General features: G+C 65.2%; 10 protein-coding genes. 6 read left to right on the forward strand and 4 right to left on the reverse strand.

Features of this window, described 5'->3' with window-relative positions:
- Positions 1-13: 13 nt before the first annotated feature.
- Together LB529_RS04990 and LB529_RS04995 are read right to left on the reverse strand one after the other, a co-directional pair.
- Positions 14-2,338, reverse strand: coding sequence for an NADP-dependent malic enzyme (locus LB529_RS04990; protein WP_224710427.1), 2,325 nt, complete (start codon positions 2,336-2,338; stop codon positions 14-16).
- 162 nt (positions 2,339-2,500) lie between these two features.
- On the reverse strand, positions 2,501-3,280 hold the full coding sequence (locus tag LB529_RS04995) for an SDR family oxidoreductase (protein WP_224710428.1): 780 nt from the start codon (positions 3,278-3,280) through the stop codon (positions 2,501-2,503).
- A gap of 121 nt (positions 3,281-3,401) precedes the next feature.
- Between LB529_RS04995 and LB529_RS05000 the strand changes: the two genes are divergently transcribed.
- Complete coding sequence (locus LB529_RS05000) at positions 3,402-4,232, forward strand: UDP-2,3-diacylglucosamine diphosphatase (protein WP_140841106.1); 831 nt, start codon at positions 3,402-3,404, stop codon at positions 4,230-4,232.
- 185 nt (positions 4,233-4,417) lie between these two features.
- Positions 4,418-5,632, forward strand: coding sequence for an MFS transporter (locus tag LB529_RS05005; protein ID WP_224636423.1), 1,215 nt, complete (start codon positions 4,418-4,420; stop codon positions 5,630-5,632).
- On the opposite strand, the gene dgcA is transcribed toward LB529_RS05005, so the two are convergent.
- A complete protein-coding gene (gene dgcA / locus LB529_RS05010; protein WP_224710429.1) occupies positions 5,603-6,586 on the reverse strand; it encodes an N-acetyl-D-Glu racemase DgcA in 984 nt (327 codons plus the stop codon). The genes LB529_RS05005 and dgcA overlap by 30 nt on opposite strands.
- 77 nt (positions 6,587-6,663) lie before the next feature.
- Between dgcA and LB529_RS05015 the strand changes: the two genes are divergently transcribed.
- From LB529_RS05015 to LB529_RS05030, 4 genes are read left to right on the forward strand one after another with little or no spacing between them, the layout of a single operon-like run.
- Complete coding sequence (locus tag LB529_RS05015) at positions 6,664-7,848, forward strand: ABC transporter permease (RefSeq protein WP_224710430.1); 1,185 nt, start codon at positions 6,664-6,666, stop codon at positions 7,846-7,848.
- A 1-nt stretch (position 7,849) separates the two neighbouring features.
- Positions 7,850-8,662, forward strand: coding sequence for an ABC transporter ATP-binding protein (locus LB529_RS05020; protein ID WP_140694926.1), 813 nt, complete (start codon positions 7,850-7,852; stop codon positions 8,660-8,662).
- Positions 8,663-8,676: 14 nt separating this feature from the next.
- Positions 8,677-10,050 carry an MCE family protein gene (locus LB529_RS05025; RefSeq protein ID WP_224710431.1) on the forward strand — a complete coding sequence of 458 codons (1,374 nt, stop codon included), beginning with the start codon at positions 8,677-8,679 and terminating at the stop codon, positions 10,048-10,050.
- A gap of 36 nt (positions 10,051-10,086) precedes the next feature.
- Positions 10,087-10,740, forward strand: coding sequence for an ABC-type transport auxiliary lipoprotein family protein (locus LB529_RS05030; protein ID WP_224532044.1), 654 nt, complete (start codon positions 10,087-10,089; stop codon positions 10,738-10,740).
- 97 nt (positions 10,741-10,837) lie between these two features.
- Here LB529_RS05030 and LB529_RS05035 read toward each other — a convergent pair whose 3' ends face one another.
- Positions 10,838-16,951, reverse strand: a complete 6,114-nt coding sequence (locus LB529_RS05035) for a kinesin (protein WP_224710432.1) — start codon at positions 16,949-16,951, stop codon at positions 10,838-10,840.
- Positions 16,952-17,092 lie beyond the last annotated feature (141 nt).

A 17,092-nucleotide genomic window follows, 5' to 3' on the forward strand; every position in this document is an offset into this window, starting at 1 on the left:
TTGTCGCGTCACCTCAGTTCAAGTCGACGAGCGCCTGCGCCTTATGCGCCGCCTCGACTACCGCAAGCGCGGTCATGTTGACGACGCCGCGCGAGGTTACGGACGGCGTCAATATGTGCGCGGGCTTGTCGGTGCCGAGCAGGATCGGCCCGACATGCAGCGCGTCCATCATGGCGCGCAGCGCCGTCAGCGTGATGTTGGCCGAATCGAGGTTCGGGAAGACCAGCAGATTGGCTTCGCCTTTCAGCCGCGAATGCGGGTAGACGCGCTGGCGCAGATGTTCTGAAAGAGCGGAGTCGGCATGCATCTCGCCATCGCACTGGAGTTCCGGGGCGATGCGAGCCAGGATCGCCGCGGCCTGGCGCATCTTCAGCGCGCCGGGTGAATCGCGTGAGCCGAAATCCGAATGCGACAGAAGCGCTGCTTTCGGCTCGATGCCGAAGCGCTGGATTTCCTCGGCCGCGAGCACAGTCATCTCGGCGATTTCTTCCGCTGTGGGATCGACCGAGACATGCGTGTCGGTGAGGAAGATGATGCCGCGCTGCGAGATCAGCATCGACAATGTCGACAGGTCGCGGTCCTTGATGCCGGCGCGAGGCCCGATGATCAGCGTGACATTGCGCAGATGCCGCTCAAAGCGGCCTTCGAGGCCGCAAATCATGGCATCCGCGTCGCCGCGCTTCAGCGCAAGAGCGGCGATCACCGTATTGTTGGTGCGCACCATGGTGCGGGCGGCTTCCGTCGTGATGCCGCGGCGGCCGGCAAGCTCGATCAGGAGGTCGACATAGTGGCGGTAACGCGGATCGTCTTCCGGGTTTATCAGGCCGAAATCGACGCCCGGACGGATTCGCAGGCCGTAACGCTTCAGCCGGACCTCCACGACATGCGGACGGCCGATCAGGATCGGCTCGGCAATGCCTTCCTCCAGCACCACCTGCGCGGCGCGCAGCACGCGCTCGTCCTCGCCGTCGGCATAGATGACACGCTTGGCGCTCGAGGTTTTGGCGGAGGAGAACACCGGCTTCATTACCAGGCCGGAGCGGAAGACGAAGCGGTTGAGCTTGTCGATATAGGCGGTGAAGTCGGCGATCGGCCGCGTCGCGACGCCGGTGTCGCAGGCAGCTTTCGCCACCGCCGGCGCGATGCGCAGGATAAGGCGCGGATCGAAGGGCGAGGGGATCAGGAAATCGGGGCCGAAAATCGGCGTCTCGCTGGAATAGGCGCGCGCCGCGACATCCGAAGGCTCCTCGCGGGCAAGGGCGGCGATCGCCCGCACCGCCGCCATCTTCATCTCTTCGTTGATGGCGCTGGCGCCGCAATCGAGCGCGCCGCGGAAGATGTAAGGAAAGCACAGTACATTGTTGACTTGATTGGGAAAATCCGAGCGCCCGGTGCAGATCATGGCGTCCGGCCGCGCGGCGCGTGCCACTTCCGGCATGATCTCGGGATTGGGGTTGGCCAAGGCCAGGATCAGCGGTTTCGGCGCCATGTGCTGCAAAAGCTCCGGCTTCAGCACGCCGGCGGCGGAAAGGCCGAGAAAGACGTCGGCGCCGGAGATGACGTCGGCCAGCGTGCGCGCCTCGGTGTCCTTCACATAGGGATCTTTCCAGCGATCCATCTCTTCGACGCGACCCTTATGGGCGACGCCGAAACGGTCGGTGACCCAGATGTTTTCCACCTTGGCGCCGAGCGAGACCAAAAGGTTGAGGCAGGCGAGTGCTGCCGCACCCGCGCCGGACGTGACGATCTTGATGTCGGAAATCGTCTTGCCGGCCAGTTCCAGCCCGTTGAGCACCGCGGCGGCGACGATGATCGCGGTGCCGTGCTGGTCGTCGTGAAAGACCGGAATGCCCATGCGGGCCTTCAGCCGCTCCTCGACCTCGAAACATTCAGGCGCCTTGATGTCCTCGAGGTTGATGCCGCCGAAGGTCGGCTCGAGCGCCGCCACCGTCTCGACCATCCGCTCGATCTCGGGCGCGTCGATCTCGATATCGAAGACGTCGATGCCGGCGAACTTCTTGAACAGCACCGCCTTGCCTTCCATGACCGGCTTCGAGGCGAGCGGACCGATATTGCCCAGCCCCAGCACGGCGGAGCCGTTGGAGACGACGCCGACGAGGTTGGCGCGGCCGGTGTAGTCGGCGGCGGTGGCTGGATCGTCGCGGATCTCGAGGCAGGGCGCCGCCACGCCCGGCGAATAGGCAAGCGCCAGGTCGCGCTGGTTGCCGAGCGGCTTCGTCGCCTGGATCTCGAGCTTTCCTGGCGTCGGGTGCTTGTGGAAGAAGAGGGCGGCCTCGTCGAGGTCCGACCGGGCCGTTTTCTTGTTCTCGCCGTCCATTGCGGCCCCTCCCTGCGATACTGGTTTGGAGCCTTTTAGCATGCGTCGGCGATTTCGCGACGCCAAAATCTCGGGCTCCGGCCTTCACAATGCCTGAGCGGAAATAATCAAGCGATTCCTGCCGGTTGGCATGAAAATTTCGGGCGGATGAATAGCGGCTCGTCAGAACGCGCTGACGTAGAGGCCGCCGTCGACCGGGATGTTCTGGCCGGTGAGGTAGCCGGCATGGACCGAGCACAGGAAGGCGCAGATCTGGCCGAATTCCTCCGGCGTGCCGAGACGTTTTGCCGGCACGTCGGCGCTTATGCGGGCCTTGCGCGCGGCCGCCGCGGCCGGGTCTTCCGGAGTGCCGGCTTCATGCGGGCCGCGCAGCCGGTCGGTGTCGAGCTTGCCAGGCAGCAGGCTGTTGATGGTGACGTTGCGGTCGATGACCGTGCGCGCCACGCCGGCGAGGAACGAGGTCAGGCCGGCGCGCGCGCCGGACGACAGGTCGAGACCGGGGATCGGAACATAGACCGACAGCGAGGTGATGTTGACGATGCGGCCGAAGCCGCGCTTGGCCATGCCGTCGATCACCGCCTGGATGAGCTCGATCGGCGTGACCATGTTCTGCGTCACACCCTCGAGGATCTTGGTGCGGTCGAGCTCGCGAAAATCGCGCAGCGGCGGGCCGCCATTGTTGTTGACCAGAATGTCGGGATCGGGGCAGGCGGCGAGCATCGCTTTCTGCACCTCGGGCTTCGATACGTCGCCGGCGACTTCGATGACATCGACGCCGAATAGATCGCGGATCTCCTTGGCGGTCTTGGCCACGAGTTCGGCGTTGCGGCCGTTGACGACGAGGTCGACGCCGGCTTCGGCAAGCGCCATGGCGCAGCCTCGCCCCAGTCCCTTGCTCGAGGCGCAGACGATGGCCTTCTTGCCGCGAATGCCGAGATCCATGACGATTTTCTCCTGATTGTGTTGCGCGCAAGCTAGCGCCTGGGCTGGACCAACCGCAACCGTCATACGGTTGTTGCATGAATCGGGGCATAGGCACGCGAAAGCAAAGGGTAAAATCGTGATGTCAGACCCAGAGCCCCGCACTTTTCGCGCCCTGTTCATTTCCGACGTGCATCTCGGCTCGAAAGCGGCCAAGGCCGATTTCCTGATCGACTTCCTGCGTCATCACGACGCCGAGATCATCTATCTGGTCGGCGATATCGTCGACGGCTGGCGGCTGCGGCGCAACTGGCACTGGCCGCAGAGCCACAATGACGTGGTGCAGAAGCTGCTGCGCAAGGCGCGCAAGGGCGCCTCGATCACCTATATCGCCGGCAATCACGACGAATTCGCCCGCCAGTTCCAGGGCGTGCATTTCGGCGGCATCGTCGTCGCCGACCGCGCCATTCACGAGACCGCCGACGGCCGGCGCCTGCTGGTCATCCATGGCGACCAGTTCGACACGGTGGTGCACAACCAGCGCTGGCTGGCCTATCTCGGCGACTATGCCTATGACGCGGCAATGCTGGTCAACCGTGTCGTGACCAAGCTGCGCCACCTGCTCGGCCTGCCTTACTGGTCGTTCTCGTCATGGGCCAAGGTCAAGGTGAAGAAGGCGGTGAACTTCATCGGCTCGTTCCAGACCGTGCTTTCGGAGGAGGCGCGGCGCTCGCATGTCGACGGCGTGATCTGCGGCCACATCCATCACGCCGCAATCGAGAGCTACGGCGACGTGCAGTACATCAACACCGGCGACTGGGTGGAAAGCTGCACGGCGGTGGTCGAGCATTTCGACGGCCGCATGGAAATCCTGACCTGGGCGCATGTGCTGCCTGAGGCGTCGGCCGGCAATGAAGCGCTGGTGCCGATCGATATCATCGACCTCAAGGGCAGGGCGGCTCAGGCGGCTTGAGCCCGGCCGCCTTTCCCCGGTTCAGCCTGCTGCCTTCGCGCTCGCGCGGCGCTCGCTCGAAGGCCCCGTCCTTCAACAGCCTAGCTCTCGATCGATTGGTCCAGCCGGTTCCGTCGCGCTTTGCCGCATGTTAGGGATCGAGACACGTTGCATGGGAGTCGAATGCAGCGAAATTGGATCGATTCATGTCGCTGCCGCCGCTATCGCCCGAACAGCTTGTCAAGCCGAGCCATTTCGAACTGCGCATGAGCCTGATCTTCGCGACCTTGTTCGTCTCGCAAGGCACGCATCTGCCTTACTTTCCGCTCTGGCTGCAGGCGAAAGGTTTTCATGCCGAGCAGATTGCGGTCATCCTGGCCGCGCCGATGTTCCTGCGCGTGTTGACGACGCCGATGCTGACAGCGCTTGCCGACCGGGCCCGCGATCGCGCCGATGTCTATATCGCGGTGGTTGCGGCCTCCATGGTCATCTCTGCCGGCTATTTCCTGCCGGCCACCTATGCCGTCGTGCTCGCCGTGTCGCTGCTTTTGACGATCGTCTGGACGCCGCATTCGCCGATGGCCGATTCGCTGGCGCTTTCGGGCGTGCGCCGTTTCGGCTCGAACTACACGGCAATGCGCAAATGGGGCTCGATCTCGTATCTGTGCGCCAATGTCGTCGGCGGGTTCATCCTGGCGGCCACGGGTCCGCAGGCGGTCCCGGTCATCATCTTCATTGCGCTCGGCGCGGCCCTGGTCGCGGCGCTGCTGTCGCCGCGCATGGGGCGGCCGCGCAAGGCCTCGCCGCTTTCGGCGACCGAGATCCAGCACAAGGCGCCGAGCCTGTTCAATGCCTATTTCCTCTATTTCACGCTTGGCGTCGGCATCATCACCGCCAGCCATGCCTTCCTCTACGGCTTCGTCTCGATCTACTGGAAGTCGATCGGAATCGGCGATTCCGTCGTTGGCTTGCTATGGGCCTGGGGCGTGGTGTCGGAAGTCTGCATGTTTCTGTTTTTCAACCGTATTTTTGCTTCCATCTCGGTCGCCAGGGTGATGGTGATCGCCGGCATCGGTTCGATCGTGCGCTGGATCGCCTTTCCGCTGGTCTGGCCGCTCGGTCTGGGCGTCGTCGGCTTCTTCGGCGTCCAGACGCTGCATTCGGTATCGGTGGCGATGGTGTTGATCGGCCTGCAGAAGATGATCGGCGAAACGGTGTCCGAAGAGCGCACGGGCGCCGCGCAAGGCATCGCCTATTTCTTCAACGGCTTCTTCATGGCGGCGGTGACGCTCGCTTCAGGCCCGCTCTATGACCGTTTGGGCGTCGACGGTTTCTGGGCGATGATCCCGATCGCGGTCGTCGGCATGGTGCTGATAGGCCTAGCTTCCCGTTCAGCCCCAAAGCACCCTGTCGGGGGGTGAAACCAGCGATCCCCGGTAGACGAGACCGGGCTCGCGATCTCGTGCCAGCAGCAGCGGACCGTCGAGGTCGACGAAGTCGGCGTCGTGCGCGAGCAGCACCGCCGGGGCCATGGCGAGCGAGGTGCCGACCATGCAGCCCACCATGATGCCGAAGCCGAGTTCGCGCGCGCGGTCGCGCAACTTCAACGCCTCGGTCAGGCCGCCGGATTTGTCGAGCTTGATGTTGACGGCGTCATAGAGCCCGGCCAGCGCATCGAGGTCCTTTGCCGCATGCACGCTTTCGTCGGCGCAGATCGGCACCGGATGCGCGATCCGGCGTAGGATCTCGTCCTTGCCCGCCGGCAGCGGCTGTTCGACAAGCGCGACGCCGTGCTGCGCGGCGAAGCTGAGGTTCGCCTCGACATTTTCGTCGGTCCAGCCCTCGTTGGCATCCAGGATGATGCGGCTTTCGGGAGCGGCTTCCGTCACCGCGCGGATCCTGGCCATGTCGCCATCGCCGCCGATCTTGACCTTGAGCAGGGGACGCGCGGCATTGGCGCGTGCTTGCGCCGCCATGGCGTCCGGTTCGGCGAGCGACAGTGTGTAGGCGGTTTCCAGTGGCCTCGTCGGAAGGGCCCCGATGGCCGCCGCCACCGGCGTTCCGGTCAGCTTGGCCTCCAGGTCCCAAAGGGCGCAGTCGATGGCATTTCGCGCGGCGCCGGCCGGCATGGCCGCGAGCAAGGCAGTCCGGTCGATGCCGGCGACGACCGGATCGCGCATGGACTCGATGGCCGCGCGCACCCCCTCCATGGTCTCGCCGTAGCGCCTGTAGGGCACGCACTCGCCGCGCCCGGAACGTCCCCCGTCAGCGATCGTTACGGTGATGACTTCGGCCTCGGTTTTGGATCCGCGTGAGATGGTGAAGGTGCCGGCGATCGGGAACCGCTCCATCTCGACCGAAATGACACGCGCCATAATTTTCTTCTCCGGCTGTGCGACACCGGTCTGCCGGCAAATCGACACGCCAGTCCGGTCACGCTAAACAGGACGCCATGTTGACCATCCGCAAACGCGACGCAAGCGGCGAGGCCAAGGACGCCGAGCACCGGCCTCGCATTGCCGTGGGCGAGGAAGGGGGCGTGCTGGGCTGCGCCTTTTCTGGCGTGTGGACGACGCGCACTGTGGCGCTGGTCGATGCCGACATGCGCAAGATCGAGCAGAGAAGCGGCGCAAAACAGCTGATGCTCGACCTTTCCCACATCGAAAAGATGGACACCGCCGGCGCATGGCTTATCGACCGGTTGGCCAGCGCCTTCGAGAAGAAAGGCGTCGAGGTCCAATTGCAGGGGCAGAGCGAGATCGCCTCGATCCTGCTCGGCGCGGTCGGCGATGCGGTTCGCCGGGAGCCCGAATCGGGTCCGTCCGGGCCGCCCAACATCATCCTGCGCGCGCTGGAGCTGGTTGGCCGGCGTGTCTACGAGATGCGCGACGATTTCTTCGCCTCCATGAACATTCTCGGCGCCACGATCCGCGGCGCGCAGATGAAGCTCGGCCGCGGCCACGCGGTCAACCCGGCCGCGATCTTCAACCAGATCGATCGGATGGGCGTCGGCGCGATACCGGTGGTGGTGCTGATGTCGGCCATTGTCGGCGCCATCGTCGCCCAGCAGGGTGCCTACCAGCTCAGCTATTTCGGCGCCAACATCTTCGTCGTGGACCTCGTCGGCGTGCTGATCCTGCGCGAGCTCGGCGTGCTGATGACGGCGATCATGCTCGCCGGCCGTTCGGGCAGCGCCATCACCGCCGAGATCGGCTCGATGAAAATGCGCGAGGAGGTCGACGCGCTGAAGGTGATCGGCCTCAATCCGATCGGCGTGCTGGTCTTTCCGCGGCTCGTCGCGCTGGTGATCGGGCTGCCATGCCTCACGATCATCGCCAATTTTGCCGCGCTTGGCGGCGGCATCGTCGCCGCCTGGCTCTATTCCGATATCCCGCCGGCCGCGTTCATCGACAGGCTGCGCGTCGCCATCGACCTCAGCACCATCTTTGCCGGCCTGATCAAGGCGCCGTTCATGGCCCTGATCATCGGCATCATCGCGTCGGTCGAGGGCATGAAGGTCGGCGGCAGCGCCGAATCGCTCGGCCTGCACGTGACCGCGTCGGTGGTGAAGTCGATCTTCGTCGTCATCATCCTCGACGGGCTTTTCGCCATGTTCTACGCAGCGATCGGGTTCTGAGATGGCGAACGGCAACGGCGCCACGGCAGCGCAGGACACGAATGACGACGAAATCGTGCTTTCGGTTCGCGACGTTACCGTCGCGATCGGCGACAAGGTGATCCTCGACAAGCTCTCGCTCGATATCAAGCGCGGGGAAATTCTTGGCTTCGTCGGCGCTTCGGGCGCCGGCAAGTCGGTGCTGTTGCGCACCATATTGGGGCTGATGCCGAAGCAATCGGGGACGATCAGCCTGTTCGGCGTCGACGTCGACAAGGCCAGCGACGCCGATCGCCTGCGCATCGACATGCGGCTTGGCGTCCTCTTCCAGCATGGCGCGCTGTTTTCAGCGCTGACGGTGATGGAAAACGTGCAAGTGCCGATGCGTGAATATCTCGACCTGCCCAAGGCGCTGATGGACGAACTGGCCTTGCTCAAGATCGAGCTGGTCGGGTTGCCGCCCGACGCCGCGCTGAAATTCCCGTCCGAGCTGTCCGGCGGCATGATCAAGCGCGCGGCGCTGGCGCGCGCCCTGGCGCTCGATCCCGACATCGTCTTTCTCGACGAGCCGACCTCGGGGCTCGACCCGATCAGCGCCGCCGAGTTCGACGAGCTTGTCGTCAAGCTGCGCGACACGATGGATCTGACTGTCTACATGGTCACGCATGATCTCGACACGCTGTTCACCGCTTGTGATCACGTCGCGGTGCTCGGCAAGAAGAAGGTGCTGGTCGAAGGCACGATCGACGACATGCTGAAGAGCGACGAGCCGTGGGTGAAATCCTATTTCCGCGGAAAACGCGCCCGGCAACTTGATCTTGCGGCGCGCGCATAGCCATAAGTGGGGCGATGGAAACAAGAGCCAACTACGTAATTGTCGGCATCTTCACGCTTGGCGCGATCCTGGCGGCCTTCGCCTTCGTCTATTGGACGGCCGCCATCGGCGACAGGGGCGAAACGGCGATGCTGCGCGTGCGCATCCCGGGCTCGGCCTCCGGCCTCAGCCGCGGCAGCCTGGTGCTGTTCAACGGCGTCAGGGTGGGTGACGTGAAGAACGTCTATATCGACGGCGACGATCCGACCGTCGCCATCGCCGACACCGAAATCGCCCGTTGGACGCCGATCACCAAATCGACGCAGGCCGATATCGGACTGACCGGCCTCAGCGGCCAGGCCAATATCGAGCTCAAGGGCGCCGATCCGAAGGAGACCAGGCTGCTCGACGAAGCGGAGAAGGAAGGCAAGGTCGCCGAAATCGTCGCCAATCCGTCCGCGGTCACCAACCTTTTGCAGACGGCGCAGAACATCTTTACCCGCGCCGACAAGGTGCTTGGCGAGCTCGAAGGCTTCACCAAGGACGTTCGCGGTCCGCTGACGCAGACGGTCAAGAACGTCGAGACCTTCTCGGACGCGCTGGCCAAGAATTCCGACGGCATCGACAAGTTCCTGTCGGCGGTGAGCTCGCTTTCGGATCAGCTGAAGAATGTCTCGGGCCGGCTCGACAGCACGCTGAAGGCCGCCGAGGGCCTGCTCAATTCCGTCGACAAGGACCAGATCAAGAGCATCGTGGCCAATGTCGACACGGTGACGACGAACCTGAAAGAGACCTCGAAGCAGTTCGATTCCGTCATCGATAACGTCAACACGGCGGTCGGCTCGATCAACGATTTCGCCAAGCAGACGCAAGGCACGTTGGCCAAGGTCAACAGCGTGCTCGACGGCATCGATCCGGCCGACGTCAAGGCCGCTTTGGCCAACATCCAGAAGGCCAGCGCCAACGCCGACAAGGCGGCGTCCGACATCGCCAAGGTCACCGACAAGATCGCCAACCGTTCCGACGACATCAACGAGACCATCAAGGACGCCCGCCAGCTCGCGCAGCGGCTCAACGACGCTTCGGTGCGCGTCGACGGCATCCTGGTCAAGGTCGACAAGCTCCTCGGCTCCGGTGAGGCCAACGGCGTCATGGCCGATGCCAGGGCGACATTGAAATCATTCAAGCAGGTGGCCGACACGCTGAACTCCCGCCTCGGCACAATCGTCGACAACCTGTCGCGCTTCTCCGGACAGGGCCTGCAGAACGTCGAGGGGTTGGTGCAGGACAGCCGGCGCTCGATCAACCGCATCGAGGAAGCGGTGACCGATCTCAGCCGCAACCCGCAGCGCATTCTGTCCGGCGGCGCCGGCGAGGTCCGGCAGTTCGATGGAAGGGCACGGCGTTGACTTCGGCCGTCGCGACCGTCAAGAAATGAACCGCAAATGCGGGTTGATCGTAAGATCCGGGGACAGCGGGGATCACGCGTGAAGTCGATCGGGGTGGTTGCGGGTAGTTTGAGATCGTCCGCCGCAGCGTTGCTGGTGCTTGCGGTTGCCGGCTGCGCGGCACTGGGCGGCAAGCCGGCGCCGCTCGACACGTTTGAATTGTCCGCGCCGTCGCTCGATGTGCGTGCCCACAGCCGTCGCCAGATCCTGATCGCCCAGCCGTCGGCGCTCAAGGCGCTGGACAGCCAGAACATCGTCATCAGGCCTTCCGACCGGTCGATCCAGTTCCTCAAGGGCGCGCAATGGGCGGACCGGCTGCCGCTGATCGTGCAGGCGAGGCTGGCCGAAACCTTCCAGCGCTCCGGCAGCTTTGCCGGCGTCGGAAAGCCGGGCGAGGGGCTTGCGATCGACTACCAGATCATCGTCGAGGTGCGCTCCTTCGAGGTGCGCGTCAATGGCGGCGAGCATGCCGATGTCGATCTGTTCGTGCGCATCCTGAACGACCGCAACGGCGAGGTGCGCGCCTCGAAGAACTTCACCGCGAGCGCCCCGGTCTCAGGCGGCGGCAATGCGGCTTATGTCGGCGCGCTGGACAGCGCCTTCGGCCAGGCGGCGGCCGACATCGTCCGCTGGACGGATTCGACGATCTGAGCGCGGTTGCCAAGGCGCCGGGAAACCAATTCCATCGATCAACGGACAAAAGAAAAAGGCGGGCCGGGCCCGCCTTTTTGTCAGACTTGTTGGCCGCTCACTGCAGCCGGCCGCTGGCATGGGCCAGCATCGTGTAGACCTTGCCTGTGTCGGACGTCAGATAGGTCTGCGCCATGATGTTGTCGCGGTCGTTGCGCGAGACATCCTTGAGCAGCTTCTCGAAATCCTCGCAGTAACGGTCGACCGCGGCGCGGAATTCCGCCTCGGCCTGATACTTGCGGCGGATCTCGTCGAAGGTCTGCTGGCCCTTCAGCGTGTAGAGGCGACGGGTGAAGACGTCGCGCTCGCCCCGCCGGTAGCGGTTCCAGAGCTCGATCGAGGCGTCATGGTCGATGGCCCGCGCGATGTCGACGGAGAGCGAGTTGAGCGACTCCATGACATGCAGCGGCGAGCGCTGGGCAGGCGTCGCGCGCGGCGCTTCCGCCGGCGTTGCCGGCCGCAGCTCTTCCTCACGCGAGGCATTGGTCAGGAGGTCGCGCACCCATCCGCCCTGCGCGGGCTTGCCGTTCGGATCGCGGCGCGGCGCCTCGGCGGGGCGTTCCAGGTCGAGCGTGCCGCGCAGCGTGGTCTCGGCGAGCGGCGCCTGCGGAGCGCGGGCCGTTGGTTGCGATTGCTGCTGTGGCTGCGGGGCCGGGGGACGGCGCAGCGGCGGTTCGGCGGCTCGGGCCGGCGCCTGCGGAGCAGGGCGCAGACCGCGTGGCTCGCCCTGTTCGCTGCTGCCGCTGCGGCCGGATTTCGCAACGATATCCGACAGTTCCTTGAGCGCATTGATCTGCTCTGCGACAGCGCGACGAATGGCCGAGGTCGATTCCTTAGCCTCTTCCGGCATCTCGATCACGCCCTTCTTCAGCTCGGCGCGGGTAAGGTCGAGCTCGCTCTTGATCGAGCCTGCGGTGCGACGCATCTCTTCGGTCGCGTCGGCAAAGCGGCGTGTCGCCGAATCGACGACGTCGGCGATGGCGGTGCGGATCTTTTCCGCCGATTCCATCGTTCGGCCCTCCGCGGTCTGCATCGTCTGGCCGACGAGGTTTTCGAAGGAGCGCATCACCTTCTCGAGATCTTCCGACTTCTTGACCAGGCCGACGGCGAGGTCTTCCAGCGAGGACTGACGCTCCAGCGTGTGCTCGAGATTGCTTTGCGCGGAGCTGAGCAAATTCGAGGCGCTGGAGAGCAACCGGCTGTGTTCGTCGAACTTGGTCGCGATCGAGGCCACCTCGCGCAGCGTCGCCGAGGACAGCTCGGTGAGCCGTGTCGTGTTGGAATCGACCAGACGCGCCGAACTGGCGAAAGTCTGGGCGGCCTTCTCCGTGGTCGTGGCGAAGCTCTGCGTGCTGCCGGAGAGCCGCTCCTCGACCTGGCCGAGATTGACGGCAGCCTGGTCGATCAATTGGCCGAGCTGCGCGCTGGAGGTCGTCATGCGGCCGATAAGATCGGCCACGCTGTCGGCAAGCGACGAGCGGGCGCCTTCGACGGCCGACAGCGTCTCGGCCGTGCGGCTGGCGAGAGCGTTGACGAGGTTCGTGTTCTCGCTGCGCAGCTTCTCGGCCGCCCGTTCGGTGACCTCTTCCATGCTGCGCTGCAGCTCGGAGCCGCCCTGGGCGAAGCGCTCGACCAACGGCTTGGCCGTCTCGTCGAGAATTTTCGCCATCTCTGCCGAACGCGCCGCGAGCATGGTGTTGAGCTCGCGGGTGTTGGCGCCGATCGTGCGCGCGGCCTCGTTGGTGCTCTGGCCGATATGCTGGCCGACCGCCGTGAAGGTCTCGGCGATGACATTGGCGCGCGAGATGAGCTGGGCCTCGGCGCTGGAGACCTGCTCGTTGAGCTTCTGGCCCATGGTCTCGGCGCTGGAGGCGAGGCGGTTTTCCACGCTCGCCACCTGGTCCTCAACACGTGCGGCCGCGGCCGAGGCGCTTGCGGCCAGCCGCTCGTCGGCTCCGGCCAGCGCCTGCTCGATCTCGCGGGCATGCACGGCAAGCTCCTGCCCGGTCTGGCGGGCACGGTCGGCGACGCGCTGTTCGGTCGCCGCGAAGGCGCCGACGATCGTGTCGGCATGCTCGCCGATGGTCGAGGTGCTCGAGGCGATACGCGACACCAGACGGCTGTCGGCGTCGTCGAAGATGCGGGCAATTTCGGACGCCCGCGACGACAGTGCTTCCGAGCCCTCGGCAATACGCGAGATCAGATGCTGGTCGGCGCTGTCGAAGATGCGGCCGAGGTCCGCTGCGCGGGCGGCCAGCGCTTCGGCCGATTCGCTGATGCGCATCGAAAGCCGCTCGTCGGCGCCCTCGAAGTTGCGCAGGATGTCGCCGGCACGGGCGGCCAGCGACTGCGCCGTCTCGACGGCGCGGGCAACCAGCTTCTGGTCGGCCGCGTCGAAGGTGTTGGCGATGTCGCCGGCGCGTGCGGCCAGCTTGTCGGCGGTTTCCTCGGCTCGGGCCATGAGCGAGTTGGAGGCGTCGTCGGCTCGCGCCATCAGCATGTTGGATGTATCCTGGGCGCGCTCGTGCAGGCGGCGGTCCGCCGCCTCGAAAGCCTGCGCGATATCCTCGGCCCTGGCAAGCAGCGCGGCGGAAGTCTGCTCGGCGCGTTCGGCGATCTTGCGGTCGGCGTCGCTGAAAGCCGCACCGGCCTGCTCGTGCAGGGTGCTGGTGATCTCCATGACCTTGTCGCGCAGCGCGCCCGCCACGAACACAGCGGTCTTTTCCAGCACGCCGCGGACATTGTCGACGCCGGTCGACAGCGCACGCTCCATGGTGCCGGCGCGCTCCTCGATGACACCGGTCTGCCGGCTGAAGGCCTGCTCGATCTTCTCGACATCGGCGGCAATCGCCGCCGAGATATCGCTGCTTCGGGCAGCGATCTGGTCGATATGGCCGGAAACCGAACGGTCGACGTCCTTGCGCGCATCGGCAAGCTTGAGGAGATCGTCCTCGAGGGCCTTGGCCAGCATGTTGCGGCCCTCGGACAGCTTGCTGACATGGCCGGCGATGACGTCGTCGATCTCCGAGCGGCTTTCCGTCAGCTTCTGAAGGTCCGCTTCGAGGGCGCGCCTGAGGATATCGCGGCCTTCGGCGAGCTTCTCGACCTGGCCGGCGACCAGGCCGTCGATCGAGGAACGGCTTTCGGCGAGCTTGGCGAGGTCGGCTTCCAGCGCACGCTTGAGGATGTCGCGGCCTTCCGCCAGTTTCTCGACCTGGCCGGAGACCAGGCCGTCGATGCCGGCGCGGCTCTCGGCGAGCTTGGCAAGATCGTCCTCGAGCGCCTTGGACAGCGTCGCCCGGTTCTGCGACAGTTGGTCGGCATGGGTCTGCATGAGGCCGCTGGCATTAGCCATATCGGTCTCCAGCGCACGCGAAAGCTCGGCGCGGTGATCGGTGATCTTCTGCGAATGATCGACGATCGCGCCCTGGATTGTGTTGAGGTCGGCCTCCAGCGCGCGCTTGAGGATGTCGCGGCCTTCGGCGAGCTTCTCGACCTGGCCGGCGACCAGCCCGTCGATGCTGGAGCGGCTCTCCGCCAGCTTGGCGAGATCGTCCTCCAGCGACTTCGACAGCACGGAACGGTCCTGAACGAGCCTGTTTTGATGGTCGGCGATGGCGCCGCTGACGGCCTGCAGGTCGGTTTCAAGCGCTTTCGAAAGCTGTGAGCGATCTTCCAGCACCTTGTCCGAATGTCCCGCGATGGCACCCTTGATGGCGTTGAGGTCGGCTTCCAGGGCGCGCTTGAGGATGTCGCGGCCTTCGGCGAGCTTCTCGACCTGGCCGGCGACAAGGCCGTCGATCGAGGCGCGGCTTTCGGCGAGCTTGGCCAGGTCGGCTTCCAGCGTGTGCGACAGCAGGCTGCGGTCCTCGGCGAGCTTGCCGGCGTGGCTGTCGATCAGGCCGCGGATGCCGCTCAGATCGTTTTCAAGGGCGCGGCTGAGCTCGCCGCGGTCCTCGGCGAGCTTGGTCGAGTGGGTCTCGATCAGGCCGCGGATGCCGATGATGTCTGTCTCGAGCGCTTTGGCGAGCACGGCGCGGCCCTCGGCGATCTTCTCGACCTGACCGGCGACAAGGCCGTCGATGGAGGCGCGGCTGTCCTGCAGCTTGTTGAGATCGGCCTCCAGCGCGCGCGCCAGGATGTTGCGGCCTTCGGCCAGCTTCCCGACATGGCCGGCGACCATTTCGTCAATCATCGTACGGGCTTGGACGAGCCTGCCGGAGTCTTCGTTCAAGACCTGGGTCAGGCGGTTGCGGCCTTCTTCGAGCTGCTCCAGATGGCTGCCCAGCGACGCATCGATGGCAGCGCGCGACTCGTTGACCTTGCGCAGGTCTTCTTCCAGCGCGCGCGAGATCAGGCTGCGGCCTTCTGCCAGCTTCTGCACCTGGTTGGTGACGGCGGCATCGATTGCCACGCGGCCTTCGGCGAATTTCGCCAGGTCCTCCTGCATGGCGGCCGCCATGCGCTCGCGGCTCTCCGAAAGCGCGCGGCTGTGGTTCTCGACGGCTTCCTCGATGCCGACACGGGCATCGGCCAGCCGCTGGATGTCGGAATCGAATGAGCGCGACACGACATGCCGGGCCGCTTCCATGCGTCCGGCGAAGTCGGTGGCGCGGGCTTCGAGCATGGAAGAGGTCGACGAGATGATGTCCGCCATGTCGGCGCCGATCTGCGTCTTGCCTTGGTCGATCATCGACGACAGTTGGTCCTTGCTCTCGGCGAAGGTGTGCGCGATCTCGCGGGCGCGCTCGACCAGCGTCTCGTTGATCTGGCGGGCGCGGGCTTCGAGGGCGGCGTTGAGTTTCTGCGTACCGGTGTCGAGCGCCTCGGCGCGGGTCTGGAATTCGCTGATCAGCGCCTGACCGCGTTCGGCCAGGGTCCGTTCGATGCCGCTGAGGCTCGTCTCGAACTCCGAACTCAAGGTACGCGCCGCGCCGCCGAGTAGCGAGACCATGCCGTTGGTGCGGTCGTCGAGCAGGTCGGTTAGCGAGCGTGTCAGGCCGTCCGTGGTGTCGGTGAGCTTGGCGATACGGGTGTCGAGCAGGCTCGCGAAGGCCTCGCCGGAGGTCGAAAGACGGTCCGTGATGTTGTCAAGGCGCGATTCCACCGAATCGAAGATCGACGTCGAGCTTTCATTGATGCGGTCGATCAGCGTGTCGCCGGAATTGTTGATCGTCATCGACAGCTTGGTCGACGCGTTGAGGATCGAGTCGCGGATGATGTCGCTGGCCGAGCCGATCTCGTCGCGCAGCGTCTCGTGAGCGCTGGCGATGGAGGCGCGCACGCGCTCGGCATGGGTGACGACCGCCTCGCGCTCGCTGCCGAGACCGTCGACCAGCGAACGGATGCGGGCCTCGTTCTCGGAATAGGAGCGTTCGAGCTGGCTGACTTCGCCGTGGACGAGCGTTTCGAGCTCGACCGCGCGGGCCAGGGTGCGCTCGATGCCTTCGCCCATGGCCGCCACCTCGCGGCGAACGGCCTGGCCGATCATCATGACACGGTCCTGGGCGAGGTTTTCGGGCTCCGCCAGGCGGAAGGCGACCTCGGTCATGGATTGCGCGGCGAGGCGCATTTCCTGCGCGCGCCGGATCATGGCGGCGAACGCCCAGAACAGGATGACCGGAACGATCGCGGCAACCGCCAGGCCGATCAGCTCGGGACGGGCGAAGAACTGGTCGAAGGTACGGATCTTCCAGATGCCGGGACCGAACAACAGGTTGGCCAGGCCGCCGGCGCCGGCGATCCAGGCCAGCGAGATAAAGGCGATCACCCAGTAGACGGTGCTGGACGCACGGCGGTTGAGGCTGTGCAGCAGCGTCTTGTAGTCCTTCTGGCGGTCGTCGTTGGCGGGCGTGAAGCCGGCGGGAGGCGTGAAGCCGGACGGCTGCCCATTGCGCGGCTCGACCGGGCGCAATTCGGCCGGCTTGGCCGCGGGCGCCTTGGGAGGCTGGGGGTTGGCAGGCTGGGGACTGTTTGCCGGCTCCGTCCTGTGGCTGCGCCCTTCGCGCGCCAGCTCGTCGGCCGCCGCCGAAATCTGCGCTTCGAGATCCTCCATCGACGCCGCCATGTCGAGGCCGCCTTCGTCGCCGTTAAGGTCAAGGTCAAGCGCCTTTTCCAGTTCCGCGGCCACGTCATTCTCGAGAGACTTCGTCGTCGTTGGTTTCTTAGCCATGCCTTCGCTACCCTGTACTAGCTGCCGCGGGACTTATGATTTTGGCCTGATTCTGGCCCGATTCTGGCTTGTCTATCCCGCGCAGGAGGCTGAAAAATGGACCTTCGTATCGTAATGACACACCGGGGTAAAGAAAACATG

The sequence above is a fragment of the Mesorhizobium sp. CA5 genome (assembly GCF_020165105.1).
Lineage (GTDB): Bacteria > Pseudomonadota > Alphaproteobacteria > Rhizobiales > Rhizobiaceae > Mesorhizobium.